At 66.0% G+C, this 24,836-nt stretch carries 27 protein-coding genes; 11 read left to right on the top strand and 16 right to left on the bottom strand.

The genetic code is table 11. From position 1 onward, the window contains the following. Window positions 1-211: 211 nt before the first annotated feature. The 5 genes from SMN802W_RS17955 to SMN802W_RS0111640 all read right to left on the bottom strand — a co-directional run bounded on the left by SMN802W_RS17955 (window position 212) and on the right by SMN802W_RS0111640 (window position 6,077). Window positions 212-361: a DUF2256 domain-containing protein gene (locus SMN802W_RS17955; protein WP_019517082.1), complete on the bottom strand. Its 150-nt coding sequence runs from the start codon at window positions 359-361 to the stop codon at window positions 212-214. A gap of 21 nt (window positions 362-382) precedes the next feature. Then, a complete protein-coding gene (gene metH, locus SMN802W_RS0111625; protein WP_019517083.1) occupies window positions 383-3,055 on the bottom strand; it encodes a methionine synthase in 2,673 nt (890 codons plus the stop codon). Between the two features lie 69 nt (window positions 3,056-3,124). Continuing rightward, a complete protein-coding gene (locus tag SMN802W_RS0111630) occupies window positions 3,125-4,171 on the bottom strand; it encodes a homocysteine S-methyltransferase family protein (RefSeq protein WP_019517084.1) in 1,047 nt (348 codons plus the stop codon). Then, window positions 4,168-5,121: a methylenetetrahydrofolate reductase [NAD(P)H] gene (gene metF, locus SMN802W_RS0111635; protein ID WP_037523981.1), complete on the bottom strand. Its 954-nt coding sequence runs from the start codon at window positions 5,119-5,121 to the stop codon at window positions 4,168-4,170. Before metF ends, SMN802W_RS0111630 begins: the two co-directional genes overlap by 4 nt. Then, complete coding sequence (locus SMN802W_RS0111640; protein ID WP_019517086.1) at window positions 5,118-6,077, bottom strand: ArsR/SmtB family transcription factor; 960 nt, start codon at window positions 6,075-6,077, stop codon at window positions 5,118-5,120. The genes metF and SMN802W_RS0111640 overlap by 4 nt, the downstream gene beginning before the upstream one ends. Before the next feature lie 107 nt (window positions 6,078-6,184). Here SMN802W_RS0111640 and SMN802W_RS0111645 point away from each other — a divergent pair, with 107 nt between their 5' ends. From SMN802W_RS0111645 to SMN802W_RS0111655, 3 genes are read left to right on the top strand one after another with little or no spacing between them, the layout of a single operon-like run. Next, window positions 6,185-6,466, top strand: coding sequence for a hypothetical protein (locus SMN802W_RS0111645; protein WP_019517087.1), 282 nt, complete (start codon window positions 6,185-6,187; stop codon window positions 6,464-6,466). Beyond that, window positions 6,466-6,657, top strand: a complete 192-nt coding sequence (locus tag SMN802W_RS0111650) for a hypothetical protein (RefSeq protein ID WP_019517088.1) — start codon at window positions 6,466-6,468, stop codon at window positions 6,655-6,657. The genes SMN802W_RS0111645 and SMN802W_RS0111650 overlap by 1 nt, the downstream gene beginning before the upstream one ends. Then, window positions 6,654-7,604 (top strand): aldo/keto reductase, encoded by a 951-nt coding sequence (locus tag SMN802W_RS0111655; protein ID WP_019517089.1) that lies wholly within the window; start codon window positions 6,654-6,656, stop codon window positions 7,602-7,604. Before SMN802W_RS0111650 ends, SMN802W_RS0111655 begins: the two co-directional genes overlap by 4 nt. A 15-nt stretch (window positions 7,605-7,619) precedes the next feature. On the opposite strand, the gene SMN802W_RS0111660 is transcribed toward SMN802W_RS0111655, so the two are convergent. Next, entirely contained in the window at window positions 7,620-9,554 is a 1,935-nt protein-coding gene (locus SMN802W_RS0111660; protein ID WP_019517090.1) for a CocE/NonD family hydrolase, read from the bottom strand. 101 nt (window positions 9,555-9,655) lie between these two features. Between SMN802W_RS0111660 and SMN802W_RS0111665 the strand changes: the two genes are divergently transcribed. Both SMN802W_RS0111665 and SMN802W_RS18590 read left to right on the top strand, forming a co-directional pair. Continuing rightward, window positions 9,656-10,603 (top strand): cation diffusion facilitator family transporter, encoded by a 948-nt coding sequence (locus SMN802W_RS0111665; protein ID WP_026326049.1) that lies wholly within the window; start codon window positions 9,656-9,658, stop codon window positions 10,601-10,603. Then, window positions 10,600-11,307: a hypothetical protein gene (locus SMN802W_RS18590; protein WP_019517092.1), complete on the top strand. Its 708-nt coding sequence runs from the start codon at window positions 10,600-10,602 to the stop codon at window positions 11,305-11,307. The genes SMN802W_RS0111665 and SMN802W_RS18590 overlap by 4 nt, the downstream gene beginning before the upstream one ends. Here SMN802W_RS18590 and SMN802W_RS0111675 read toward each other — a convergent pair. Both SMN802W_RS0111675 and SMN802W_RS0111680 read right to left on the bottom strand, forming a co-directional pair. Further along, window positions 11,256-11,903, bottom strand: a complete 648-nt coding sequence (locus SMN802W_RS0111675; RefSeq protein WP_019517093.1) for a DUF4893 domain-containing protein — start codon at window positions 11,901-11,903, stop codon at window positions 11,256-11,258. The two genes, SMN802W_RS18590 and SMN802W_RS0111675, sit on opposite strands and share 52 nt — an antisense overlap. Next, complete coding sequence (locus SMN802W_RS0111680) at window positions 11,900-12,685, bottom strand: 3-hydroxybutyrate dehydrogenase (RefSeq protein WP_019517094.1); 786 nt, start codon at window positions 12,683-12,685, stop codon at window positions 11,900-11,902. Before SMN802W_RS0111680 ends, SMN802W_RS0111675 begins: the two co-directional genes overlap by 4 nt. A gap of 108 nt (window positions 12,686-12,793) precedes the next feature. On the opposite strand from SMN802W_RS0111680, the gene ypfJ reads away from it, so the two are divergent. Next, entirely contained in the window at window positions 12,794-13,702 is a 909-nt protein-coding gene (gene ypfJ, locus SMN802W_RS0111685) for a KPN_02809 family neutral zinc metallopeptidase (RefSeq protein WP_019517095.1), read from the top strand. Between the two features lie 64 nt (window positions 13,703-13,766). Here the strand turns inward: ypfJ and SMN802W_RS0111690 are convergent, their stop codons facing one another. Further along, window positions 13,767-14,591, bottom strand: a complete 825-nt coding sequence (locus tag SMN802W_RS0111690; protein ID WP_019517096.1) for a class I mannose-6-phosphate isomerase — start codon at window positions 14,589-14,591, stop codon at window positions 13,767-13,769. A 152-nt stretch (window positions 14,592-14,743) separates the two neighbouring features. Here SMN802W_RS0111690 and bamD point away from each other — a divergent pair, with 152 nt between their 5' ends. Together bamD and recN are read left to right on the top strand one after the other, a co-directional pair. Beyond that, complete coding sequence (bamD, locus tag SMN802W_RS16960; protein WP_051083617.1) at window positions 14,744-15,739, top strand: outer membrane protein assembly factor BamD; 996 nt, start codon at window positions 14,744-14,746, stop codon at window positions 15,737-15,739. Window positions 15,740-15,814: 75 nt separating this feature from the next. Further along, on the top strand, window positions 15,815-17,470 hold the full coding sequence (recN, locus tag SMN802W_RS0111700) for a DNA repair protein RecN (RefSeq protein WP_019517098.1): 1,656 nt from the start codon (window positions 15,815-15,817) through the stop codon (window positions 17,468-17,470). A 17-nt stretch (window positions 17,471-17,487) separates the two neighbouring features. Here the strand turns inward: recN and gpmA are convergent, their stop codons facing one another. Beyond that, the gene (gene gpmA, locus SMN802W_RS0111705) at window positions 17,488-18,174 is read right to left on the bottom strand and encodes a 2,3-diphosphoglycerate-dependent phosphoglycerate mutase (protein WP_019517099.1); all 687 of its coding nucleotides are present in this window, start codon (window positions 18,172-18,174) and stop codon (window positions 17,488-17,490) included. A gap of 85 nt (window positions 18,175-18,259) precedes the next feature. Continuing rightward, window positions 18,260-18,715 carry a GNAT family N-acetyltransferase gene (locus SMN802W_RS0111710; protein WP_019517100.1) on the bottom strand — a complete coding sequence of 152 codons (456 nt, stop codon included), beginning with the start codon at window positions 18,713-18,715 and terminating at the stop codon, window positions 18,260-18,262. 65 nt (window positions 18,716-18,780) lie between these two features. On the opposite strand from SMN802W_RS0111710, the gene SMN802W_RS0111715 reads away from it, so the two are divergent. Next, entirely contained in the window at window positions 18,781-19,503 is a 723-nt protein-coding gene (locus SMN802W_RS0111715; RefSeq protein WP_026326050.1) for a dienelactone hydrolase family protein, read from the top strand. Window positions 19,504-19,564: 61 nt separating this feature from the next. On the opposite strand, the gene SMN802W_RS0111720 is transcribed toward SMN802W_RS0111715, so the two are convergent. Both SMN802W_RS0111720 and SMN802W_RS0111725 read right to left on the bottom strand, forming a co-directional pair. After that, window positions 19,565-19,981, bottom strand: coding sequence for a BLUF domain-containing protein (locus SMN802W_RS0111720; protein WP_019517102.1), 417 nt, complete (start codon window positions 19,979-19,981; stop codon window positions 19,565-19,567). 40 nt (window positions 19,982-20,021) lie between these two features. After that, window positions 20,022-20,303 carry a chorismate mutase gene (locus tag SMN802W_RS0111725; RefSeq protein WP_026326051.1) on the bottom strand — a complete coding sequence of 94 codons (282 nt, stop codon included), beginning with the start codon at window positions 20,301-20,303 and terminating at the stop codon, window positions 20,022-20,024. 100 nt (window positions 20,304-20,403) lie between these two features. Here SMN802W_RS0111725 and SMN802W_RS0111730 point away from each other — a divergent pair, with 100 nt between their 5' ends. Further along, window positions 20,404-21,414, top strand: a complete 1,011-nt coding sequence (locus tag SMN802W_RS0111730) for a polyprenyl synthetase family protein (protein WP_026326052.1) — start codon at window positions 20,404-20,406, stop codon at window positions 21,412-21,414. Between the two features lie 16 nt (window positions 21,415-21,430). Here SMN802W_RS0111730 and SMN802W_RS0111735 read toward each other — a convergent pair whose 3' ends face one another. Next, entirely contained in the window at window positions 21,431-22,393 is a 963-nt protein-coding gene (locus SMN802W_RS0111735; protein WP_026326053.1) for a cation diffusion facilitator family transporter, read from the bottom strand. A 53-nt stretch (window positions 22,394-22,446) separates the two neighbouring features. Beyond that, window positions 22,447-23,766 carry a sensor histidine kinase gene (locus SMN802W_RS0111740; RefSeq protein WP_026326054.1) on the bottom strand — a complete coding sequence of 440 codons (1,320 nt, stop codon included), beginning with the start codon at window positions 23,764-23,766 and terminating at the stop codon, window positions 22,447-22,449. A gap of 101 nt (window positions 23,767-23,867) precedes the next feature. Between SMN802W_RS0111740 and SMN802W_RS0111745 the strand changes: the two genes are divergently transcribed. Further along, entirely contained in the window at window positions 23,868-24,113 is a 246-nt protein-coding gene (locus tag SMN802W_RS0111745) for a hypothetical protein (RefSeq protein WP_156818854.1), read from the top strand. Window positions 24,114-24,128: 15 nt separating this feature from the next. On the opposite strand, the gene SMN802W_RS0111750 is transcribed toward SMN802W_RS0111745, so the two are convergent. Continuing rightward, entirely contained in the window at window positions 24,129-24,794 is a 666-nt protein-coding gene (locus tag SMN802W_RS0111750) for a response regulator transcription factor (protein WP_019517108.1), read from the bottom strand. Between the last annotated feature and the right edge of the window lie 42 nt (window positions 24,795-24,836).

Below are 24,836 nucleotides of genomic sequence, written 5' to 3' on the forward strand. Positions count from 1 at the left end.
ATCCTCCTGCGCGCATTATTATGGCTTGCGGCTAAGGCGACCGCCTAGACCAACGCGAGGCCAAAAAAAAGGCCGGGAATACCCGACCTGTAAAAGTTTTTAGGAGAGGATGCCTGAAAGGCCTGATCCTTGTGCATCGCAGCAGCAGACTGCGCAAGTGCAATGTCATCGTTGTCAGCATGCAAAATCTGCAATTGCATGCAATTTATTGCTAATTCCTCGCAGTCGCAGCGATCCGGCGGCAGCGGTCGGAGCAATAGACGACATTGTCCCAGTCGCGCTCCCACTTCTTTCGCCATGCGAACGGCCGCTCGCACGTCGGGCACGTCTTGGTCGGCAGGTTGAGCTTCTTGTGCGCCATCCTACGCCGAACGCGCGACGCTCAATCAAGGTTCGGGCGCAACAGCCGCGTCGCGCGTTCGCGGTCGACGCCGAGCCGCGCGGCATAATCGTCCAGCTGATCCTCACCGATCCGTGCGACGCCGAAATACTCCGCCTGCGGGTGACCGAAATAGAACCCGCTGACCGCCGCCGTCGGCAGCATCGCGAAACTCTCGGTCAACTCCAGCCCGACATTCGCCTCGGCGTCGAGCAGGTCGAACAGCGTGCGCTTGAGCGAGTGTTCGGGACACGCCGGGTAGCCCGGGGCCGGGCGGATGCCGCGATATTGCTCGCGCACCAGCGCATCGTTGGTCAACTGCTCGTCGGGCGCGTAGCCCCACAAATCGGTACGGACGTGCTGGTGCAGCCGCTCGGCAAAAGCCTCCGCCAGCCGGTCGGCCAGCGCTTTCAGCAGAATGTCATTGTAGTCGTCGTGCGCGGCCTTGTACGCCGCCAGATGCGGCTCGATGCCGTGAATACCGACCGCAAACCCGCCGATCCAGTCGCCCGTGGGATCGATGAAGTCGGCGAGGCACATGTTTGCACGCCCTTCGCGCTTGGCGATCTGCTGACGCAGGAATGGTAGGCGAGTGGAATGCTCGTCGCGACGGTCGAGGTTCGGCACGCTGAACCCCGGAGGGATCGTGCCACCGTCAGGGCTGCGATGCGCCTCGACGTGGCGATCGTGCACCCACACATCGTCGTCGTGCCGGTGACACGGCCAGAGCCCGGCGACGCCACGCGCGATCAGCCACTTCTCCGCGACGATGCGGTCGAGCATCGCGCGTGCGTCCTCGTACAGCCCTGTCGCGCTCTCGCCGACGACCTCGTCCGACAGGATCGCCGGGTAAGTGCCGGCGAGTTCCCAAGCGCGGAAGAACGGCGTCCAGTCGATATAGCCGACCAGATCGGCAACATCCCAATCGTCGAACACATGAACGCCCGGCTGCTTCACCGCTGGCGCCTTCAACGCCAGATCGGCTGCGAACCCGCGCCGACGCGCCTCGGCGAGCGGCAGCAGCGCATTCTGCCCCTTGCCCTCACGCGCGTCCCGCACCGCCTGGTAATCGACCGCGACCTGCGTGACATAGGGGTCGCGCTGCGTGTCGGAGACGAGCGTCGTCGCGACACCGACCGCACGGCTCGCGTCGAGCACATGGACCACCGGCCCCTTGTACGCCGGCGCGATACGCAGCGCTGTGTGCACCTTGCTCGTCGTCGCGCCACCGATCAGCAGCGGCATCGTCATCTCGGCGCGCTGCATCTCCTCGGCGACGGTCACCATCTCATCGAGGCTTGGCGTGATGAGACCAGACAGGCCGATCATGTCGGCGTCGTTCTCGTTGGCAGCCTCAAGGATCTTCGACCATGGCACCATCACGCCCAGGTCGACCACCTCAAACCCGTTGCACTGCAGCACGACGCCAACGATGTTCTTGCCGATATCGTGGACGTCGCCCTTGACGGTAGCCATGACGACGCGCCCCTTGCCCTTTGCGCCGGGCTCCTTCGACGCCTCGATGAACGGCAGCAGGTGCGCGACCGCCTTTTTCATCACGCGCGCCGACTTCACCACTTGCGGCAGGAACATCTTGCCCGATCCGAACAGGTCGCCGACGACGTTCATCCCGTCCATCAGCGGCCCCTCGATCAACTCGATCGGGCGCGCGAACTGTTGGCGGCATTCTTCGGTGTCGTCGACGACGTGCGCGTCGATGCCCTTCACCAGCGCATATTCCAGCCGCTTCGTGACCGGCAGGCTGCGCCACTCCGCCGCCTGCTTCTCCGCAACCGCGTCGGTGCCGCGGTAGCGCTCGGCGAGCGCGACCAGCCGGTCGCCCGCGTCCGCGTCGCGGTTTAGCACCACGTCCTCGCATGCCTGCCGCAGCTCGGGATCGATCGTGTCGTAGACGTCGAGCTGCCCCGCGTTGACGATCGCCATGTCCATCCCCGCAGGGATCGCGTGATAGAGGAACACCGAGTGCATCGCGCGGCGCACCGGCTCGTTGCCGCGGAAACTGAAGCTCAGGTTCGACAGCCCGCCCGAGATATGGACGTGCGGGCAGCGCGCCTTGATCTCACGCGTAGCCTCGATGAAATCGACGCCGTAATTGTTGTGCTCCTCGATCCCGGTCGCTACCGCGAACACGTTGGGGTCGAAGATGATGTCCTCGGGCGGAAAGCCGATGTCGGTCAGCAGCTTGTAGGCGCGTTCGCAGATCTCGACCTTGCGGTCGCGAGTATCCGCTTGGCCCGTCTCATCGAACGCCATCACGACCGCGGCGGCGCCGTAGTTCATGCACAGCCGCGCGTGGTGCAGGAACGCTGCCTCGCCCTCCTTCATGCTGATCGAGTTGACGATCGGTTTGCCCGACACGCACTTCAACCCGGCCTCGATCACCTCCCACTTCGACGAGTCGATCATGATCGGCACGCGCGCGATATCGGGCTCGGCGGCGATCAGCTTCAGAAACGTGGTCATCGCCTCGACCGCGTCGAGCAGACCCTCGTCCATGTTGACGTCGACCACCTGCGCGCCATTCTCGACCTGGCTACGCGCGACCTCGACCGCGCGGGTGTAGTCGCCCGCCATGATCATCTTCTTGAACGCCGCCGACCCGGTGACGTTGGTGCGCTCGCCGACATTGACGAAATTGGCCGAGGTGTTGGTCATGACGTTCCTGTCACCCCCGCGTTCACGGGGCATGAGTCTGTGGCTTGAGTTTGCAGCGTAATCGCGCGATCACGCCGCCATGAAGAACGGCTCCAGCCCGGCGAGCCGGGTGCGCACCGCCGGGACCGGCACGATGCGGGGGGCGAGCCCGCGCACGCCCTCGGCGATCGCGGCGATATGCGCCGGCGTCGAGCCGCAGCAGCCGCCGAGCACGTTGACCTGGCCCGCTTCCGCCCACTGCCCGACCAGCCCCGCGGTCGTCGCGGGCGCCTCGTCGTACGCGCCCAATTCATTGGGCAGTCCGGCGTTGGGGTAGACCATGATCAGCGTGTCGCAGATCTCCGACAGCGTCTTCACGTGCGGGCGAAGCTGTTCCGCGCCGAAGGAGCAATTGAGGCCGATCGTCAGCGGCCGCGCGTGGCGCACCGCGTGCCAGAACGCCTCCACCGTATGCCCCGACAGATTACGCCCCGACAGGTCGGTCAGCGTCATCGACAGCATGATCGGAAGGTCGCGCCCGAGCGCCGCCCCGGCCTCAAGCGCCGCCATCACGCCTGCCTTGGCGTTCAATGTATCGAACACCGTCTCAATCAGCACGAAATCGGCGCCACCTTCGACCAGCGCGTCGATCTGCTCGCGGTAGACTTGCTTCAGGTAATCGAAGTCGATCTCGCGGTAGCCGGGATCGTTGACGTCGGGCGACAGCGACAACGTCTTGTTGGTCGGCCCGACCGCGCCGGCAACGAAGCGGGGGCGACCGTCACGCGCCTGGAACTCGTCAGCGATCCCGCGCGCCAGCCTTGCGCTCTCGACGTTGATCTCGCGCACAAGCCCCTCGGCGCCGTAATCGGCCTGGCTGATGCGGTTCGCGGAGAAAGTGTTGGTCTCGGCGATGTCCGCACCCGCCTCGAAATAGGCGCGGTGGATCGCGGCGGGCACCTCGGGCTTTGTCAGCGCGAGGATGTCGTTGTTGCCCTTTTGGTCATGGCCGAGCGACAGCGTGCCGGCATAGTCGGCTTCTGACAGCTTCCAGTTCTGAATCTCGGTCCCAAATGCACCGTCGGTGATGAGGATGCGCTTCGCCGCCTCGGCATTGAAGACATCGCGCACGCTCATGCCGCCACCTTCGCCTGCACCGCGCCGCCAGCACGCACGCCCAGCAGATGACAGATCGCGAAGCTCAGCTCTGCCTTGTTCATCGTGTAGAAGTGGAATTGCTTGACCCCGCCAGCGTACAGCTTGCGGCACAATTCAGCCGCGACCGTCGCCGCGACGAGCTGCCGTGCCGCCGGACGATCGTCCAGCCCCTCTAACAACCGCGTCAGCCATGCCGGAACGTCCGTCTGGCACATCGCCGCCATCCGCATCACGCCCGCGACGCTCGCGATCGGCATGATGCCGGGCACGATCTCGGCGGTAATCCCCGCCGCCGCCGCCGCATCGCGGTAGCGGAAGAAGGTGTCGGGCTCGAAGAAGAATTGCGTGATCGCGCGGTTCGCGCCGGCATCGATCTTGCGTTTTAAGTTGTCGAGGTCGGCCGCAGCGTCGCTCGAGTCGGGATGGCATTCAGGGTAGGCCGCGACCGATATCTCGAACGGGTGAAGCCGCCGCAGCCCCGCGACCAGTGCGGCCGCATTCTCATATCCGCCCGGATGCGGCGCGTAGCCTTCCGCGCCCGCGGGCGCGTCACCGCGCAGCGCGACGATGTGGCGCACGCCCGCCGCCCAATATTCCTGCGCGATCCCGTCCAGTTCCTCGCGCGTCGCCTCGACACAGGTCAGGTGCGCCGCCGCCGGCACGTCGGTCTCGCGCGCGATGCGCGCCACAGTGGCGTGCGTGCGGTCGCGCGTCGATCCGCCGGCGCCGTAGGTGACCGACAGGAAGCGGGGTGCAAGCGGCTGCAGCATCGCGATCGACTGCCACAGGTTTTCCTCCGCCTTGTCGGTTTTAGGCGGCGAAAATTCGAAGCTCACATCAACGTCACCACCGACATCGGCGTAGAGCGGGCCGTCGTGCGCCAGCACCGCTTCGTTCACCTGCCTGAATTCTCTTGCCTGCGTGCTCATGCCGCCTTCACCTCGCCCGCGCGCCCCGCCGCCTTGCGACCAAGCCACAATTTTACCGTGAGTTCGCCGCCCTCGAGTGTCTCGATCCGCGCCGGCATCAGCCCGGCGGCAGCGAACCAGCCCTCGATCTGCGCGTCGGAGAAGCCCAGGCGCGTATGCGCGTCCTGCGTCCGCAACTCCTCGCGGTCGTGCGGCGCGAAATCGGCGATCAGCAATCGCCCCCCGCCCGACAGCACCCGCGCCGCCTCCGCGATCGCCGCACCCGGCTGCTGCGCGAAATGGAGCACATGGTGGAGGATCGCGACATCCGCGCCGCCGTCACCCAGCGGCAGCGCGTAGAGATCGGCCTGACGCAACTCGGCATTGCCCAGCCCCTGCTCGCCAAGCTTGGCGCGCGCGAGCCGCAGCATCTCCGAGCTGCGATCAATCCCAAGCGCGGTCGTCGCCGCGCGCGCGAACAATTCGATCATCCGGCCCGTGCCCGTGCCGATGTCGATCAAGCGCCCGATCGGCTCGCCCGCCAGCACGCGAACCATCGCCGCCTCGACCTGCTCCTCAGCGATGTGGAGCGAGCGGATCGCGTCCCACTCGCGCGCGTGGCTCTCGAACCAGCCCGCCGCCGCCGCGGCGCGATCTGCCCGCACCGCCGCCAGCCGCGCCGCGTCCGCGCTCGCCTGCCGATCAGGCGACCCGGCTTCCCAGGTATCAAGCGCGGCAAGCACAGGCGCGACGCGCGCCTGCTCGCCCAGCGCGACGAACACCCAGCTGCCTTCCTTGCGCCGCTCGGCAAGGCCGGCATCGGTCAGTATCTTGACATGACGGCTGACGCGCGGCTGGCTTTGGCCCAACACCTGTGCAAGCTCACCGACCGACAATTCCATCGCACGCAGCAGGCAGACGATCCGCAAGCGCGAACTGTCGGCAAGGGCACGGAAGATGTCGAGCGCAGCGTCCATCACGTGAAGATATAAAGATATCTTTATATGCGGTCAACGAAGTCCTGCGTCGGAGCCAAGTGCGAGGCCGCAGCGTTGCGCGTTTCGATCGTTAAAGGGGTATGTCCATGAAGCTCGTCATCGCACTCGCCGTCGCTACGCTATCGCTCGCCGCATGCAGCCAGAAAGCGCAGAACGAGAGCGCGGAGGCCGCCAACGCTGTCGCTGCCGATACCAGCGCAACGACGGCCAATGCGGTAAACGACGTTCAGGCCGCGAGCGACGCCGCGCTCGACCGCGCTGCCAACTCGATCGATCGCGCCGGCAACGCCACCGCAAATACGGCGGACGCGGCAACTGACGCGACGGGCAAGGCGCTGACCGACACCGGTAACGCGATGCGGCGCTGATGCGACGCCTGATCGTGGCGATTGGGGTGATGGCGCTTGCCGCCTGCTCCGCACCGGATCAGCCGGGTCAATTGACCGCTGACCAAGATGTTCGCCTCAACCATGCTGCCGAGATGCTGGACGCCAATAGCGTCGCGCTTGAGGACGAAGGCGGCGTCACAGAGGGCAATGCAGTGGGAAACGAACAGTGACCGAACTCAGGCGCCTTGGCGCATCGGACCTGAAGATCGCGCCGCTGGTGCTTGGGGGGAACGTGTTCGGCTGGACCGCCGACCGCGACGCCAGCTTTGCGGTGCTCGACGCCTTTGTCGACGGCGGCGGCACGATGATCGACACTGCCGACGTCTATTCCGCCTGGGTTCCCGGCCATGAAGGCGGTGAGTCGGAGACGATGATCGGCGAGTGGCTGCGCGTGAGCGGCAAGCGCGACCGCGTGCAGATCGCGACAAAGGTCGGCATGCTGCCCGGCGAAGGCGGCGAAAAACTGGCGCCTTCGCGCATTGCCGCCGCATGCGAGGCGTCGCTCAAGCGGCTCAGCACCGACTATATCGACCTTTATTTCGCGCACCAGGATGACGACGCGCAATCACAGGACGCGGTGGCTGCGGCATTTGCGAAGCTGGTCGAGGCGGGCAAGGTCCGTGTGCTGGGCGCCTCCAACTTCCGTGCCGCGCGATTGAAGTCGGCGATCGAGCGCGCACGCGCCGCCGGTTTGCCGCATTATCAGGTGCTTCAGCCCGAATATAACCTGGTCAGCCGCGAGAAGTTCGAGGGCGAGTTGCAGGATTATTGCGTCGAGAACAACATCGGCGTCGTGCCCTATTATGGTCTCGCCTCGGGCTTCCTGACCGGCAAGTATCGCTCTGCCGAGGATCAGAAGAAGAGCGTGCGTGGGCAACGCATGACCGACCTGCTGGCGGGCAAGGGCCAGACGATGCTCGCCGCAATGGACGATGTGGCCAAGGAAACTGGCGCGACGTTGGCGCAGGTTGCGCTCGCCTGGCTGATCGCGCAACCCGGCGTCACCGCGCCGATCGCCAGCGCGACCCGCGTCGAGCAGGTGCACGACCTGCTTCCCGCGATGGACCTGCGCCTCAGTGACGACCAACTCGCCCGGCTGACCGACGCGGGCGTGTGAGGCGACACGGCGGCGCTACTGCGCCGCCGTCACCTGCGCCGCCGTGGCATCATCGACGATCGGCAGCAATACCGCACTCGCCTGCGTGCCGCCCCACGTCACGCGCTGCGTCGCCGCCTTGTAGTCGCCGGGCTTCGCGTTGAAGATGTTGGGTACGAACGTCTGCGGGTTGCGATCGTAGAGCGGGAACAGGCTCGACTGCACCTGCACCATGATCCGGTGGCTGGGCAGGAACACGTGATCGACGTGGGGCAGCGCGAAGCGATAGTTCTCGATTTTACCCGGCACCAGCTTCGCCGGCGTCGCGCGTCCGTGAACGTAGCGACCACGGTAGATCTCGATCCCGAGCGGCAGCTGGTATCCGGTCATCGCCGGCTTCGATCCCTGGCTCGCGGGTTCAGGCAGCGTGTCGGGATAGACGTCGATCACCTTGACCACCCAGTCGCTGTCGCTGCCGCTGGTGGCGGCGAACAGGTTGACCTGCGGCGCGCCCATGATGTGGACCGGCTTGTCGAGTGCGCCCGTCTGCCAGCTGACCACGTCGGGACGCTCGCTGACGAATCGCTGGTCGCGCACTAGCCACGTCTTCCACTGGTCGCCGTCGCCAATGTCGATCGGTCGTGGCAGGAACGGCACCGGGCTGGCGGGATCGGACACGTAGCTGGTGCTGCCGGCCGCGGCGGGCTTGGTGAACGACGCGCTGCCGTCCGCACCGAGGTACAGCGGCGTCTGCGTGCCCATCGGCCATTTCGGCGATACCTCCCAGCGGTTTGTCCCCGTCGCGTAGGTTAGCACCGGCGGGATCGTCGCTGGCGTGCCGCGCAGGTAATGGTCGAAGAACGGCTTCATATAGCGCTGGCGAAATTGCAGCGCGGTGTCGCCGTTGAAGGTCAGCGCCCCCAGATCGTACCCATAATGGTTGACGCCCGAATGCCGCCAAGGCCCGATCACCAGCGACACCATGTTGCTGGCCGTGTCTTTCGGCTCCAGCGCGTCGTAGACCGCCGGCGCGCCGTAGCTGTCTTCCTGATCCCATTGCCCGACCACCAGCATCGTCGGCACGGTCAGCGGCCGTGCCGCCATCCATTTGTCGACCGCCTGCAACGACCAGAAATCAGTATAGGCCGGGTTCTCTATCACCTTGCGGACGGTGGGGTAGTTCTCGATCCCCCATTTGCGCGCATAATCGCCGATCGAGCCCGCGTTCAAATAGGTGGTGTAATCATCCCCCGCCCCGCGCGCGATCTTCGCGCCCGCGTCGCCGTGGCCGGTGCTCATCTCGACCGCATAGTCGAGCGTGCCGACGCGGAACGCGCCGTTGTGGAAGTCGTCATCGCCGATCCAGGTGTCGACCATCGGGCTCTGCGGCATCGCAGCCTTCAGCGCCGGATGCGGATTGATCTCCGCCATCAGCGTGGTGAAACCCAGGTAGCTGCTGCCGATCACCCCGACCTTGCCGTTACCCTCCGGCACGTTCTTCACCAGCCAGTCGATCGTGTCGTAGGCGTCGGTCGACTCGTCGATACCAGTCGAGTTGAGCGGCCCCGACAGCGGGCGCGTCATCACGAACTGCCCTTCCGAATGATGCATCCCGCGAATGTCCTGATAGACGCGGACATAGCCGTCGTCGACGAACTCCGCGTCCATTACCGGCAGGATGTCGACCAGCCGCTGGCTTGCGGTCCGTGCGGTCGAACCGGCTGCATCGTACGGCGTCCGCGACAAGAGGATCGGGCCGTTCCGCGTTCCCTTTTTCATAAGGATGACGGTGTAGAGCTTCGTTCCGTCACGCATCGGCACCATGACGACGCGCTTGATGTAATCCGCCTGCGGCCGCACCTGGTCGTAGGACGCGACAACATCCGGCGTCATCGGCGTCACGCGGTCCTGCGCGTGAGCGAGACCGGCGGTGGACAGCGCAAGCGCGGCAAGCGTGAGGCGAACGGTCATAAGTTCAGGCCTATCGCGTCGTCGATCGGCCCGCAACGCGGCGGTGAACGACTTGCCAACATAAATGTTTACACGCCTGAACAGAACCGGGAACCACCACACTGTCCGATCTTACCGCGCGCATCCGCGAAAACATCGTCCTGTTCGGCGCGCTCGCCGCCAACCTCGGGATTGCGGTAGCGAAGTTCGTTGCCGCCGGCATCACCGGCTCGTCCTCGATGCTGACCGAGGGCGTCCACTCGGTCGTGGACAGCGGCAATCAGATCCTGCTGCTTTACGGACAGAAGCGCGCCAAGCGACCCGCGGATGCGGCGCACCCGTTCGGCTACGGCCGCGAATTGTACTTCTGGGCGTTCGTCGTCGCGATCCTGATCTTCGCGATCGGCGCCGGCGTCTCGGTCTACGAAGGCTATCTTCACATCATCGAGCCGGAGGAACTGACCGATCCGACGATCAACTATGTCGTCATCGCCATCTCGTTTGCGCTAGAAGGATCGTCGTGGTGGATCGCGCGGCGCGAGTTCAAGGAGGCGAAAGGCGATCTCGGCTGGTGGGCGGCGATCCATCAGTCGAAGGACCCCGCCGGCTTCATCGTCCTGTTCGAGGACTCGGCCGCGCTCGCCGGGCTCCTCATCGCGGCAGTCGGCGTTTTCGCGAGCCATGCACTTGGTGATCCGCGCATCGACGGTTATGCCTCGGTCGCGATCGGCGGGGTGCTCGGCATCGTCGCGGTATTGCTCGCACGCGAGGCGAAGGGGCTGCTGATCGGTGAGCGCGCCGACCCGCGCGTGATCCAGCGCGTACGCGACGAGGTCGCGCGTCACCCCATGATCACGGCGGTCAACCACGTCCGCACGATCCACACCGCGCCCGACAGCATCTTCGTTGCGATCAGCGCCGATTTCGACGACACTCTGACGATGGGCGAGGGCGAAACGATGATCGAAGAGATCGAACAGACGCTGAAAAAGGCCGAACCGCGCCTGTCGTCGATCTACATACGCCCGGAAAAGGCAGGCGATGCCGTCTCCGATGCAGGCGCACAGTGACCACCGTGCTGCGGCGGCTGGTCGGTGCAGTCGCGGCGACGCTACTGCTCATGGGCGCGCTGCCCGCGCAGGCAGCGGTCACCATCACCTTCTGGAACCGTGATTTCGGCAATTACTTCCCGCATGCCTTCTTCACCCTGCGCGGCACCCCCGATCGCGGAGGCGCGACGGTCGACGCCAGCTACGGTTTTACCGCGCAGTCGGTCAGCCCCGCGCTATTGTTCGGCAACGTGAAAGGGCGGGTCGAGACGCCGAAACGCAACTACATCGACGGCAGCCACGCGCGCTTCTCGGTCAAGCTGACCGACACGCAGTACGACGCGGTCCTTCGCCTGATCGCCGGATGGAGCGAAAAGACCGGCGACAGCACCTACAATCTGGGCAAGCGCAACTGTGTCCACTTCGTACGCGAGGCGCTGCGCGCGAGCGGATTGCAAGCGCTCGACCATCCCAAGCTGATGAAGAAGCCGACCAGCTTCCTCTCAGCGGTGGAGAGCGGCAACGTCGGGCACGTCACCTTGGTCGAGAAGCTCGGCAAGGACTATCTCGCCACGCTGCCGCCGATCAACGGCGTACGCCCGATCGACGCACCAGTCTCCGACCCCGGCACGATCAAGGGCAAGAAGCCCGACGCGGCGATGAGCGGCGGCGATCAGGCAGGCACGAGTTCGAGCACGTCAAGCGTCGATTCGAACGCAGGGTAAGGCTGCACCAGCCGCCAGCGCGCGGGACCGATCCGCTCGATCCAGCCCGCCACGTCGCGGCTATTGTCGCGTCCATACCGCATCGCGCCCTGCTCGTCGCCGAGCGCCACGGTACCCAGGAAAACCGCCCGCGTCGGATCATCCGGGTAGATCGTGCCGACGATGCGCTGCGATCCGGTCAGCTTTGTCAGTGTCAGCGCCCCGCCGATCTTCGACACCACACAGCGGAAGAACGGATAAGCGACGTAGCCCGGCCCGCCTGCCGTTTTCGCGCCCAGCTTCACCGTGCGACAGCGATAATCGCCCGCTGGCGGCACCGGGTCGGTCAGCGCGGCATCAAAGGCATAGAATGAGGCATCGGCGTCGATCCTGTCGCCCGCTCCGCCCGCGCGTGCCTGACGCAGCGCGCTGATCCACGCGGTGCGCCACTCGCTCAGTCGACGCCGATCGGCCACCGTAACCTGGGCACGCCAGTTCGCCTCGACCGCGATGGGCTGAACCTCACTTGGCGCCGCAATCGCCGTGCGCTCCCTGCCCCCGCACCCGCATAGCGCCGCCGTCATCGCGATCGTGCCGGCGAGGCGCGCGGCGATCACGCTGCGGTCCAGCCACCATCGGCGGACAGATTGGCGCCGGTGATCGCCCTTGCCTCGTCGCGGCACAGGAACAGCGCAAAAGCGGCGACCTGTTCGGGCGTTACGAACTCCTTGGTCGGCTGCGCGGCGAGCAGCACGTCGTTCATCACCTGCTCGCGCGACATGCCCCGCGCCGTCATCGTGTCCGGGATCTGGCTTTCGACCAGCGGCGTCCAGACATAGCCAGGCGAGATGCAGTTGACGGTGATGCCGTGCGTCGCATTCTCCAGCGCGACCGCCTTGGTCAGCCCCGCGACGCCGTGCTTGGCGGCGACATACGCGACCTTGTTGGGGCTCGCGACCAGGCTGTGTGCGCTCGCCGTCGTGATGATCCGGCCCCAGCCGCGCTCGCGCATCAGCGGCACTGCCGCGCGCATCGCATGGAACGCGCTCGACAGGTTGATCGCCAGGATCGCGTCCCATTTCTCGACCGGAAACTCGTGAACCGGCGCGACATGCTGGATGCCGGCATTGTTGACCAGGATATCGGGGCCGCCAAGCTCGGCGTGACACCGTGCCACCATCGCCGCGATCTCGTCGGGCCTCGTCATGTCGGCCGCGTCGTGGAGCACGCGTACCCCGCTTGCTGCCTCCACGTCGGCCCGTGTCGCCTCGATCGCGTCAGCATCGCCGAGTCCATTCAACATCACGCTGGCACCCTCCGTCGCCAGCGCGCGCGCGATCGCGAGACCGATCCCCGACGTCGATCCCGTGACGATCGCGCTCTTACCTTGCAGGAACATCGGCTCAGTCTCCTCCCTGTCTGCATCGGGCAGACGCGTGCCGCTTGCAACCCGAAGCGCGCCACCGGGTTCATGCCGCAACAGAAACGATTTGCAGGGAGTGGGCCGATGCGGCTCGACGATTACGACAACGACATCGACGTCGGCGACGCAACCTCGCGTGGCGGCTTTGGCGGCGGCGGCGGCGGGGGATTGCTGTTCGGGCTACTGCCGTTGATCGGCAGCCGCTTCGGCTGCGGCGGAATCGTCGTGGTGCTGATCCTGTTCGCGGTGTTCGGTGGTGGCCTCGGCGGACTAGGTGGCCTGATCGGTGGCGGCGGCAGCGCACCGTCGAGCCAGGTAGGCCAGCAATCGGGCGGCGGCAGCGTGCAACAGATCTGCGACGCCAGCCCGGAACGGCGATCGACCTGCAACGCGTTCAGCAACGTCGAGAATACGTGGGAAAAAATCTTCGCCGCGTCGGGCCAGCAATTCCGCGCACCGGGATTACGCTTCTTTACCGCACAGGGGCAATCGGGCTGCGGCGCGGCGCAAAGCGCGATGGGGCCGTTCTATTGCCCGACCGACAGCGACATCTATCTGGACACCGGATTTTTCAACGAGCTGACCAATCGCTTCAAGGCGCCGGGTGACTTCGCGCAATATTACGTCGTCGCGCACGAATTCGGCCATCACATCCAGAACCTCCTCGGCACGTCGGAGAAGGTTCAGCAGGTCCAGCGTAGTAGCAACGAAACCGAAGGCAACGCGGCATCGGTCCGGCTTGAGTTGCAGGCCGACTGCTACGCCGGCGTGTGGGCGGCGAAGAACCGCGACCGGCTTGAACCCGGCGACGTCGAGGAAGGCATGCGCGCGGCGCAGGCGATCGGCGACGATACGTTGCAGCGCGAGGCACAGGGCCGCGTTGTCCCCGACAGCTTCACGCACGGCACCTCGGCGCAGCGTCAGTTCTGGCTCCGCAAGGGCATGGAAAGCGGCGACCCGGCGGCGTGCGACACCTTCTCCGGCGCGATCTGATACATGAAGGGGCGGGGCGCACCGACACCCCGCCCCGCTTCATTCTGCTCCGTGAACTAACGGATCAGAGCCGACGATCACCGACATAGGCGAATAACAGGTCGGCATCGCTCGACGCGTGTAGCTTCTCCGCGCCGGTGACCGTCACGCACTCGCCGGCCTTCCACGCCACGCCCGCGACCACGCCCTCACCCTTGATCGGCACCAGCCAGCCGGTCTTTCCCTCGGGCAGATCGATCTGACGATCGCCGCCGGTCCAGCGCTCCAGCACGAACTTCGGCCCCTCGACCAGGATCGTGCGCCCGGGCTCGACCTCGCCCGGCGCGCTCGGCGGCGTCCACGGGGTCAGCTCGGCAACCGCGACACCGTCGTCCAGATGCAGTTCGCGCGGTCGGCCATAGTCGTACAAACGATAGGTGGTATCCGAGTTCTGCTGCACCTCGATCAGCGTCAACCCGGCGCCGATCGCGTGGATCACGCCCGAGTGCGAGTAGAAGAAGTCGCCCTTCTTGACCTTCTTCCAATCGAGCTTGTGCTCGATCGACCCGTCGAGTGCGCTCTCCCGCAGCTCGTCCGCCGTCATGGGTGCGAGTGGCCCGATTGCGATCGTTGAATCGGCTTGAGCGTCGAGAATGGTCCAGCATTCGTCCTTGCCGCGCGGCAGGCCGCGCTTCTGCGCTTCCTCATCCGACGGATGATCCTGCACCGACAGCTTCTCGCTGGTGAACAGATATTTGATCAGCAGTTCCGACTCCTCCGGGTGCGGCGACTGGAACCAGACCTCGCCGATCGGCTCGGCGTCTGCCGCGGGATCGGGAAAGCCGGGATAGAGCGTGTGCCGTCCCCACGGCTTCTCGACGCGCTTGGTGGCAAGCAGGGTGGCGGGCATGGGAACTCCTGATGGTGAACGACGAACGGATCGAAACGCGCGCGATAACAGGTCCGTTGCGCGCGCCAAGCAACAAAGCTGTCGGGTCTGCATCGGGGCTGCGTGCGAAAGCCGTTGTTCGCACGCGTTCGCTTGCGCTAAGGCCGTCACCGATGCGTACCCTTCCCGTCCGCGGCCTCTCGGTCGCGCTCATCGCCGCGTTAGCGCTTCCCATCGCCGGCTGTGCGCGCAACCGCGCCGGCAGCGACCTGCCCTATGTCGCGCGCGATGTCGGCACCTTGTACACCTCGGCCAAGACCCGGCTCGATCAGGGGCGCTACAAGGAAGCCGCCGCGCTGTTCGATGAGGTCGAGCGCCAACATCCCTATTCGGTGTGGGCGCGTCGCGCGCAGTTGATGGGCGCATTCAGCTATTATCTCGCGCGCGATTACACCAACGCGATCCAGGGCGCGCAGCGTTTCCTGTCGGTTCACCCCGGCAACCGCGACGCAGCCTATGCCTATTACCTCGTCGCGATGAGCTATTACGAGCAGATCAGCGACGTGACGCGCGATCAGAAGATCACGACGCAGGCGCAGGACTCGCTCGGCGAGCTCGTCCGGCGCTATCCCAACACGCGCTACGCCGCCGATGCGCGGTTGAAGCTCGACCTCGTGCGCGATCACTTGGCCGGCAAGGAGATGGAGGTCGGCCGCTTCTACGAGCGTCGCCGTCAGTGGCTCGCGGCCACGCTGCGCTTCCGCAAGGTCATCGACGAATATCAGACGACAACGCACGCGCCCGAGGCACTGATGCGGCTGACCGAAACCTATCTCGCACTCGGCGTCCGCAACGAGGCGGAAAAGGCCGCGGCGGTGCTCGGCGCCAACTATCCGGGGTCGGACTGGTACCAGCGCGCGTTCAAGCTGATGCGTGAATATCCGTCGACGCCGATTACGCCACTCGCTCCCGGGGCGCAGGTCGTGCCGCCCGGCACGCGCACGACGGCGGTCGCGGGTGAGGCGACCACCAGCGTGCCGGCCAAGGCCGATGCGCCGAACGCGGTGACACCCGCCACCACCGGCGGCGATCCCGCCGGTACGCTGCCGCCCGACACCACCTCGCCTGCGAACACACCCAATCCGACGTCGAGCACGCCGACGCCGTAACCGCGGCGTCGCGGGCATGAGCGGAACAAAAGGGGTAACGTCGTGCCCGATCTGCGCTAAGGGCGTTGTCGCCCCATGCTGACTGCCCTTTCCATCCGCGACGTGGTGCTGATCGAAGCGCTCGACCTCGATTTCGGCGACGGTCTGGGCGTGCTTACCGGTGAAACCGGCGCGGGTAAGTCGATCCTGCTCGACTCGCTCGGGCTCGCACTCGGCCGGCGCGGCGACAGCGGTCTGGTACGTCACGGCGCACAGCAGGCGAGCGTTACCGCGACCTTCGATCCCCCCGCCGGCGTCGACACTGTGCTGGAGGAAAACGGCATCGATGCCGAGCCGGGCGAGCCGTTGATCGTGCGCCGCATCGTCAAGGCCGATGGCGGCAGCCGCGCCTTCGTCAACAACCAGCCTGCGTCCGCCGCGCTGCTTCGCGAGATCGGGCAGATGCTGGTCGAGATCCATGGCCAGCACGACGATCGCGGCATGCTGGCGCCTGCGGGTCACCGCGCGCTGCTCGATGCCTTCGCGCGCGCCGACGTGGCGACGGTTGCCGCCGCGCACGCCGCCTGGCGCGCCGCCACTGCCGCGCTGGAACAGGCGCAGGCCGAGATCGAGACGGCGCAGCGTGATCGCGAATGGCTCGAGCACGCCGTCGCCGAACTCGACAAGCTCGCGCCCGAACCCGGCGAAGAGGAAGCGCTCGCCGAGCGCCGCCGCGGCATGCAGCGCGCGGAAAAAATCGCGGACGACCTGAACGACGTGACCGACCACGTTGACGGCCGTAATGGCGCGATGACGCAGCTGCGTCAGGCCGCACGCGTGCTTGAACGGATCGCCGATGACCATCCCGCGCTTGCCGAGGCACTCGCCGCGATCGACCGCGCCGTGATTGAGGGCGCGGTGGCCGAGGAGAAGCTGCGCGACGCCGCCGCCGCGCTGATGCACGATCCGCGTCAGCTTGAGGAGGACGAGGCACGTTTGTTCGAGCTTCGCGCGATGGCGCGCAAGCACCGCGTCCAGCCCGATGACCTCGCCGCATTGGCCGACCGCCAGCGCGCGCAGCTGGAGCGATTGAACGCCGGCGAGGAAGGTCTGGCCGGGCTGGAAGCACGCCTCGACAAGGCGCGCGCCGCTTACGTTGTCGCAGCCGACGCCCTTACGAAGCAACGCACCGCCGCGGCCAAGCGGCTCGACACCGCCGTCGCAGGCGAGCTCGCTCCGTTGAAGCTCGACGCCGCGCGGTTCCGCACGGTCGTAGCCTCTCTCGGCGAAGGCGAATGGTCGCCGGCCGGGCGCGATCGCGTCGAATTTGAGATCTCGACCAACCCCGGTGCGCCGTTTGCACCGCTCGCCAAGATCGCAAGCGGTGGCGAGCTGTCGCGCTTCATTCTCGCGCTCAAGGTCGCGCTGGCGCAGCAGGGTGGCGCCGCGACGATGATCTTCGACGAGATCGACCGCGGCGTCGGCGGCGCGGTGGCGAGCGCGATCGGGGACCGGCTCGCCCGGCTGGCGACACGCGCGCAATTGCTCGTTGTCACCCACTCGCCGCAGGTCGCCGCACGCGGTGCGGCGCACCTGCTGATCGCCAAGACCAGTGACGGTACCGTCACGCGCACCGGCGTCCGCCCGCTTTCCGCGATCGAACGCCGGGAGGAGATCGCGCGGATGCTGTCGGGTGCGACCGTCACCGACGAGGCACGCGCTCAGGCGGAACGGTTGCTCGAACCCGCCTGAACCACGTAGCGGTCGCGTCAGCGCTCGCTCAGATAGTAACGATCGGTCGCGTTCAGCGTGCTATCGAGCTGGTAGACGATCGGCTGACCGGTCGGAATCTCCAGACCCGTGATCTCGTCGTCGGGAATGTTGCTCAGATGCTTGACCAGTGCGCGCAGCGAATTGCCGTGCGCGGAGATCAGCACGCGCTGCCCATCCTTCAGCGCCGGTGCGATCCGCCCCTCCCAGTACGGCAGCACGCGCGCGATCGTGTCCTTCAGGCTCTCAGTCGCGGGAACGTCGATCCCGGCGTAGCGGCGATCACCCGACAGATCGTACTCGCTGCCCAGCTCCATCGACGGCGGCGGCACGTCGAAGCTGCGACGCCAGACATGCACCTGCTCGTCGCCGTGACGCGCGGCGGTCTCCGCTTTGTCGAACCCGGTCAGCCCGCCATAGTGACGCTCGTTCAACCGCCAGTCCTTCTCGACCGGCAGCCACAGCCGTCCCATCGCCTCCAGCGCGAAGTTTAGCGTCTTGATCGCGCGGGTCTGCAACGAGGTGAAGGTCTGGTCGAAATCGAGGCCTTTCGCGGCCATCAACTCGCCCGCCGCGCGTGCCTCGCCCGCACCCTTCTCGGTCACGTCGACATCCCACCAGCCGGTGAAGCGGTTCTCCAGGTTCCACGACGACTGGCCGTGGCGGATCAGGACGAGCGTGGGCATGGACGACAACCTTTGCATGAGCCGCGAGCGCGGCGGTCGCATCACCCGCTACGGGAAAGCGGCAGCGGCGGGCAAGCCGCGATGCTCACAGCACCAGCACGAAGAAGCGATTGTGCGGACTCGGACGATAGTCGGCAAACGCGGGACACGGCACGAACCCGGCGCGTGCGTACAGCTTGATAGCAGCGTCATAGGCGGACGAAGTGCCTGTCTCGAGGTACAGTCGCGACAATCCCGCTGCGCGTGCGTCCGCGATGATCGCGGAGAGGATCGCATGGCCCGCACCGCGACCGCGCGCCGCAGGCGTGCTGCGCATCGACTTCACCTCTCCCGCGGCGTGGTCAAGCCGCTTGAGCGCGCCCATGCCAGCCAGCGTCTCGCCCTCCCACGCGGTCAGGAACGTGATCGCTGGCCCAGTCAACGCAGCGGCGTCGAGCGCGAAGGAAAAGCCCGCCGGCGTCATCGCTCGCTGCTCGGCAACGTGCGCGCTAAGCAGCGGCGCTACCGCGGGGTTCGTCGGCGTGTCGCGGCGTACCTGCACTTGCGCGCTCCATGGCAAGGGTGTTGGGTGAAGCGTACCGCAGCAATCCGGCAGAGGAAATCGAGATGACAGTCGAGCGCAGGGGTTTGATCCACGATGGTCCCGGCGGGCGTTTCGAGGGCGTGTTCGCCTGGGACAGCGCCATTGATGGGCCACGTCCGGGCGTGTTGGTCATCCCTAACATTCTGGGGCAGAAAGAAGAGGATAACGAGAAAGCCGAGGCGCTCGCCGCGCTTGGCTATGCCGCGTTCGCCTGCGACGTTTACGGTCAAGGCAAGCGGACTGAGCGCGGCCCCGATGCGTCGCGCTACATGGACGAACTGAACGCCGACCGCATCCTCCTGCGTGACCGATTGTCGGCGAGCCTGGCAGCGTTGAAGGCACAGCCAGAAGTCGACGCGGCACATACCGCCGCGATCGGTTTCTGCTTCGGCGGCAAATGTGTGCTCGACATGGCACGCAGCGGGCTCGACGTACTCGGCGGCGTCAGCTTTCACGGCGTGTACGATCGCCCGGACTACGACAACGTGTCACCCATCAAGGCCAAGCTGCTGATCTGCCACGGCTGGGACGATCCGCTCGGCAAGCCAGAAACCCTGGTCGCACTCGGACAGGAACTGACCGAAAGCAGCGCCGACTGGCAGATCCATGCTTATGGTCACGCCGGCCACGCCTTCACCGACCAGAGCATGAAGGGCTCGACCGTGCCTGGCGTCGCCTATGACGAGCGCGCCGATCGCCGCAGCTGGCAGGCGATGCAGGACTTCCTTGTCGAGGTATTTGCGTGAGGCCGGCTGGTCGGCACTTCGTCACGGAGTGCCGATCGGCAACCTGCCGCCGACCTCGCGGTCAGCCTACCGTGCGCAGGATGTCTTCGAACTCGGCGCGAATGTCGGCCGGAGCGCTGCGAAGTAACACCTGAAGCCGCTCGCGAACCGCATCGCTCTCGCGCTTGTCCGACATGCTCGCCATCGTCCAGCCGCTGAAGATGCGTCGGGAATCGAGTTCGTCGTTCAGCGTCCTTACCTCGGCATGGCGGGGATCGGCGCTGATCTGCGCAAACACGTGCGCGATCGCCTCCGGCGTTCCCTCGAGGACCTGCAGGAAGCGCTTGCCGTCCGACAAAAGCACGCCCGAGATACCGTTCAGCCCGTTGTTCGCGCGCGACTGCCGCAGGATGTCGATCTGCGTTTCATCATCGGCGCGCGCGGTTGCGATGCTGGAATAAACGATGCGGCGGAAACGCGCATCCTGCGGCTCTGTCATAGCCCGCCCCTAGCTAATCCATGTTACCAAGTCGAGACGATCACGTTTCAGCCGCGGCACGGTGGTGCCGGATGACTTCGTCGATGATGAAACGGAGGAACTTTTCTGAAAACTCGGGGTCCAGCTCCGCATCGAGCGCCAGCTGCCGCAATCGCGCGATCTGCTGCTCCTCGCGGCCCGGATCCGCCGCGGGCAGCCCGGTTCCCGCCTTGTACCGGCCGACCGCCTGCGTGACCTTGAAGCGCTCGGCGAGCAGACAGACGAGCGCCGCGTCGATGTTGTCGATGCTCTTGCGGTAACCCTTCAGCACGTCGTCGGTCATGCGGTCCTCCCCTGCAACGCTGTTGCGCAGACGCACGCCGCCCGCAAGGTTCGATCGCGACTTGCCTTGGCCTGCGCTCCGCTCGTACATGCGCGGGAAGATGAGTGCATCGATCCACCGGCTCTCGGGCCGCACCCCCTCGCTCGATCCGATGATCGATCTGGTCGCCGCCGACATGAACGCGGTCAACGCCGTGATCCTCGACCGGATGCAATCGCAAATACCGTTGATCCCGAAGCTGGCCGGACATCTGATCGCGGGCGGCGGCAAGCGGATGCGCCCGATGCTGACACTCGCGAGCGCGAAGCTGATCGGCTACACCGGCACGCGCCACCACCGGCTCGCCGCCGCGGTCGAGTTCATCCATACCGCGACCCTCCTTCACGACGACGTCGTCGATGGCTCCGACCTGCGGCGCGGCAAGCGCACCGCCAACATCATCTGGGGCAATCCTGCCAGCGTGCTGGTCGGCGATTTCCTGTTCAGCCGCTCGTTCGAGCTGATGGTCGAGGCCGACAGCCTCAAATCGCTCAAGATCCTGAGCCACGCCTCGGCCGTGATCGCCGAGGGCGAGGTGAACCAGTTGACCGCGATCCGCCGCGTTGACCTGGGCGAGGATCGCTACCTCGACATCATCGGTGCGAAAACCGCGGCGCTGTTCGCCGCCGCCTGCCGGATTTCCGCGGTCGTCGCCGAACGGCCCGACGCTGAGGAAGAAGCACTAGACGCCTATGGCCGATACCTCGGCATCGCGTTCCAGTTGGTCGACGATGCGATCGACTATACGTCCGACGCGGGGACGATGGGCAAGGATGCGGGCGACGATTTCCGCGAGGGCAAGGTGACGCTGCCGGTCATTCTCGCCTATGCGCGCGGCTCGGCTGAGGATCGCACCTTCTGGAAGGATGCAATCGAGGGGCGCCGGTCGGGCGACGCCGACTTCGCGCACGCGATCCAACTAGTGCGGGCGACTCGCTCGGTCGACGACACGCTCGCGCGGGCACGCCATTACGGCCAGCGCGCGATCGACGCGCTGGGTCCATTCGCCAATGGCGCGGCGAAGGACGCGATGGTCGAGGCCGTCGAGTTCGCGGTGGCGCGCGCTTACTAACGTCGCGGACGGAAGATCAAACCCGCCGCTCGTCCGCCAGCTCGCACGCGTGAGCACCCGTCTCGATCTGAATTGTCGCATGGCCGATGCCGAAACGTGTGCGGAGCGTGTTCTGTACGTCGTGCAGGAACGCGTCGCCCGGGTGGCCGGCGGGTACGCACAGATGCGCGGTCAGGCCGGGCTCGGTCGTCGACATCGGCCAGATATGCAGATCGTGCACCTCGGTAACGCCGGGTAGCTCGCTAAGCGCCGCGCGCACCCCGTCATAGTCGATACCGCGCGGCACGGCGGCGAGCGACATCTCGACCGTCTCGCGCAACAATCCCCATGTCTGCCAGAAGATCAAACCTGCGATGACGAGGCTGACCAGCGGGTCGATCCACTCAGCGCCGGTGGCCCAGATGACGACACCCGCGACCACCACCCCTGCCGAGACCAGCGCATCCGACAACATGTGGAGGAACGCGCCGCGAATATTGACGTCGCCCTTGCGCCCCCGCGCGAACAGCCACGCGGTGACCGCGTTGACCACGATCCCGCCCGCCGCGACCACAGCAACCGACAGGCCGGGCACACGCGGCGCGGTTGCGAAACGCTGCACCGCCTCGGTCGCGATCGCGCCCAGCGCGACCAGCAGCAGCAACGCATTGGCGAGCGCCGCCAGTATGGTTGAGCCTTTCAATCCATAGGTAAACCGCTTCGATGGTGGCGTCCGCGCCAGCGCCGCGCCGCCCCAAGCGATCGCGAGGCCGAGCACGTCGGACAGATTGTGCCCCGCATCGGCGAGAAGCGAGACCGAGTCGTAAAGCAGCCCCGCCACCGCTTCTATAATCAGATAGGCGAGATTGAGCCCGATCCCGATCGCGAACACGCGGTCCCAACGCCCGGGCGGAGTGGCATGAACGTGGCCGTGCCCATGACTATGCCCGTGGCCATGCGCATGATCGTGCGAGTGACCGTGGTGTTGTCCGTGACCCATGCCGCACGCGTTAGCGTAGCAGGAACAGGTGATACTAGGACAAGAGCGGACCTTTATGCCGCGACCGACGCTGCCGCCGGCAAGCGCAGTCGGACGAGCAGCCCGCCCAGATCGTCGCTCTCCTCCAGGCTGACGGTCCCATCGTAGATTTCGGCGACGTCGCGAACGATCGCGAGGCCCAGTCCGGTGCCGGGCTTCCCCGAGTCGAGCCGCACGCCGCGATCGAAGATGCGTGCACGATCGGCCTCGGGAATGCCGGCACCGTCATCCTCGACCTGTATCTCGACAAAGCCGGAATGCGCCCCCACGGTCACGAACACGCTGCCGCCGCCGTATTTGGCGGCGTTCTCGACCAGATTTCCCATGATCTCGTCCAGATCCTGCCGCTCGATGTGCGCGACCAGATCCTTCGGACCGTCCATGTCGACGCGAACGTGCGGGTAGAGGCGGCGGACCGCTCGCTCGACCGACTCGACGCTCGGCCACACGTCGGCGCGGCTGTGCGCAGACCCGCGCCGCCCGACTGCTCGAGCGCGCGCGAGATGATGGTCGACCTGTCGCCGCATCGTGCGTGCTTCGCGGATGACCGTATCGGCAAGGTCGTCAGCGTTGGCGGTCGCCGCGTTCATGATGACGGTCAGCGGGGTCTTCAGCGCGTGCGCCAGGTTGCCGGCGTGGCGTCGCGCCTCCTCGGCCTGCCGCTCGTTATGCTCGACCAGCGCGTTCAGCTCGTCGATCATCGGCAGCACCTCGACGGGCATGTTGCCCTCGACCCGGTTGGCGCGACCCGCGCGCATCTTCGCGATCGCCAGCCGCACCCGCCTGAGCGGCAGGAGACCGTAGAAGGTCTGCAACGCCGCTAGCACGACCAGCCCGATGCCGAGCAGCAGGAAACTGCGGATCAGGGTGCGACGCAGGATCGTGATCTGCGCATCGAGCGCCTCGCGGCTGGAGGCAACCTGGAACCGCCAGCGAACCTTTGATCCCGGCAGTTTCACGTCCTGTTCGACAACGCGCAGCTTTTCATCCTTGAACTGTCTGCTGTCGTAGCTGTGTACGCTGCGGTCGTTGTGCGGGGGTCCGTAGGCGAGCTGGCGATCCCATAGCGAGCGCGATGGCCAGGTCTCGTGCCCCGGCGCGGACACCTGCCAGTAGAGGCCGGAATAGGGTTCGAGGAAGCGCTGGTCGGCCGGCTCGCGGTTGAACGTCACCTCACCCGCGGTATCGATCTCGGCCGACACGAGCAGCGAACGCAGCACATAGCCAAGTTGGTCGTCGGCGTTCCGCGTGACGGCCGCGACCAACACGCGATCGAGCGCGAACCCTCCGCCCGCGAGCAGGATCGAAATCCACGCCGCCGCGATCAGGATCATGCGCCGCGACAGCGATCCGCGCGTCCGCAGCATCGGCGCGCCGCCGCTCATCGGAACCAAGCCATGCGCGACCGGTTCAGCGCCCACTTGGAGGAATGACCATGCGAAAGGGTAGAAACGCACCCGCGATCATTGTCGCCAGCATAGGCGGCACGCTGGTATCGATGCTGGCCGGCATGCTGCTCGCTTCCTACGCGGTCGCAGGTGTGACGACCTCCTATCCGCCGCGCCCCGCGATCCACGGGACAAGCATCGCCAAAGCGAATGAAGAGCCGGTACAGCTCACCACGATCGAGCGTATCGCTGCCGACGTGGACGCCGCACAAGCCAGCCGGCAGGAGCTGTAACGGCGCCGTCATGAGTTAGGAGTCCGCGTCCTCCAGGCTGTAGCCGAGCCCGCGGATCGTCGTGATCACATCCTGACCCAGCTTCTTGCGGATACGCGTGACAAACACTTCGATCGTGTTCGAATCGCGGTCGAAGTCCTGATCGTAGATATGCTCGATCAATTCGGTGCGGCTGACCACCTTGCCCTTGTGGTGGAGCAGGTAACTGAGCAATTTGTACTCCTGCGCGGTCAGCTTCACCGGCTCGCCCGCCCGCGTCACTTTGCCCGATCGCGTGTCGAGCCGCACGTCCCCGGCGGTCAGCTCCGACGATGCGTTTCCCGACGCGCGACGGATCAGCGCACGCAGCCGCGCGATCAGCTCCTCCGTCTGAAACGGCTTGGCGACGTAATCGTCCGCCCCTGCATCGAGACCCGCTACCTTGTCCGACCAGCTGTCACGCGCGGTCAGCACCAGCACCGGAGTGACCTTGCCTTCCTTACGCCACCGGTCGAGCACCGTCAGTCCGTCGATCTCCGGCAAGCCCAGGTCGAGCACGATCGCGTCGTAATTCTCGGTTGAGCCGAGGAAGTGCCCCTCCTCCCCATCGGTCGCCAGGTCGATCGCGTAGCCTGCACCTTCCAGCGTCGACTTCAGCTGCTGGCCAAGGTTCGGCTCGTCCTCGACGATCAGAACACGCATCTTTATCTCCCCTAGGCCCGTCGATGCCCGCTTAGCGGCGCC

This window comes from Sphingomonas sp. Mn802worker (assembly GCF_000382485.1).
GTDB lineage: Bacteria > Pseudomonadota > Alphaproteobacteria > Sphingomonadales > Sphingomonadaceae > Sphingomonas.

Bases quoted from the DNA above. Each gene is read 5' to 3' on its own strand.
- metF (WP_037523981.1), bottom strand. From the start codon at position 5,121: ATGAGCACGCAGGCAAGAGAATTCAGGCAGGTGAACGAAGCGGTGCTG.
- SMN802W_RS0111680 (WP_019517094.1), bottom strand. From the start codon at position 12,685: ATGTTCCTGCAAGGTAAGAGCGCGATCGTCACGGGATCGACGTCGGGG.
- SMN802W_RS0111650 (WP_019517088.1), top strand. From the start codon at position 6,466: ATGCGACGCCTGATCGTGGCGATTGGGGTGATGGCGCTTGCCGCCTGC.
- metH (WP_019517083.1), bottom strand. From the start codon at position 3,055: ATGACCAACACCTCGGCCAATTTCGTCAATGTCGGCGAGCGCACCAAC.
- SMN802W_RS0111645 (WP_019517087.1), top strand. From the start codon at position 6,185: ATGAAGCTCGTCATCGCACTCGCCGTCGCTACGCTATCGCTCGCCGCA.
- SMN802W_RS0111690 (WP_019517096.1), bottom strand. From the start codon at position 14,591: ATGCCCGCCACCCTGCTTGCCACCAAGCGCGTCGAGAAGCCGTGGGGA.
- SMN802W_RS0111725 (WP_026326051.1), bottom strand. From the start codon at position 20,303: ATGACCGACGACGTGCTGAAGGGTTACCGCAAGAGCATCGACAACATC.
- SMN802W_RS0111750 (WP_019517108.1), bottom strand. From the start codon at position 24,794: ATGCGTGTTCTGATCGTCGAGGACGAGCCGAACCTTGGCCAGCAGCTG.
- SMN802W_RS0111745 (WP_156818854.1), top strand. From the start codon at position 23,868: ATGCGAAAGGGTAGAAACGCACCCGCGATCATTGTCGCCAGCATAGGC.
- SMN802W_RS0111730 (WP_026326052.1), top strand. From the start codon at position 20,404: ATGAGTGCATCGATCCACCGGCTCTCGGGCCGCACCCCCTCGCTCGAT.
- SMN802W_RS0111740 (WP_026326054.1), bottom strand. From the start codon at position 23,766: ATGATCCTGATCGCGGCGGCGTGGATTTCGATCCTGCTCGCGGGCGGA.
- recN (WP_019517098.1), top strand. From the start codon at position 15,815: ATGCTGACTGCCCTTTCCATCCGCGACGTGGTGCTGATCGAAGCGCTC.
- ypfJ (WP_019517095.1), top strand. From the start codon at position 12,794: ATGCGGCTCGACGATTACGACAACGACATCGACGTCGGCGACGCAACC.
- gpmA (WP_019517099.1), bottom strand. From the start codon at position 18,174: ATGCCCACGCTCGTCCTGATCCGCCACGGCCAGTCGTCGTGGAACCTG.
- SMN802W_RS0111660 (WP_019517090.1), bottom strand. From the start codon at position 9,554: ATGACCGTTCGCCTCACGCTTGCCGCGCTTGCGCTGTCCACCGCCGGT.
- SMN802W_RS0111715 (WP_026326050.1), top strand. From the start codon at position 18,781: ATGACAGTCGAGCGCAGGGGTTTGATCCACGATGGTCCCGGCGGGCGT.
- SMN802W_RS0111735 (WP_026326053.1), bottom strand. From the start codon at position 22,393: ATGGGTCACGGACAACACCACGGTCACTCGCACGATCATGCGCATGGC.
- bamD (WP_051083617.1), top strand. From the start codon at position 14,744: ATGCGTACCCTTCCCGTCCGCGGCCTCTCGGTCGCGCTCATCGCCGCG.
- SMN802W_RS0111630 (WP_019517084.1), bottom strand. From the start codon at position 4,171: ATGAGCGTGCGCGATGTCTTCAATGCCGAGGCGGCGAAGCGCATCCTC.
- SMN802W_RS0111720 (WP_019517102.1), bottom strand. From the start codon at position 19,981: ATGACAGAGCCGCAGGATGCGCGTTTCCGCCGCATCGTTTATTCCAGC.
- SMN802W_RS0111640 (WP_019517086.1), bottom strand. From the start codon at position 6,077: ATGGACGCTGCGCTCGACATCTTCCGTGCCCTTGCCGACAGTTCGCGC.
- SMN802W_RS17955 (WP_019517082.1), bottom strand. From the start codon at position 361: ATGGCGCACAAGAAGCTCAACCTGCCGACCAAGACGTGCCCGACGTGC.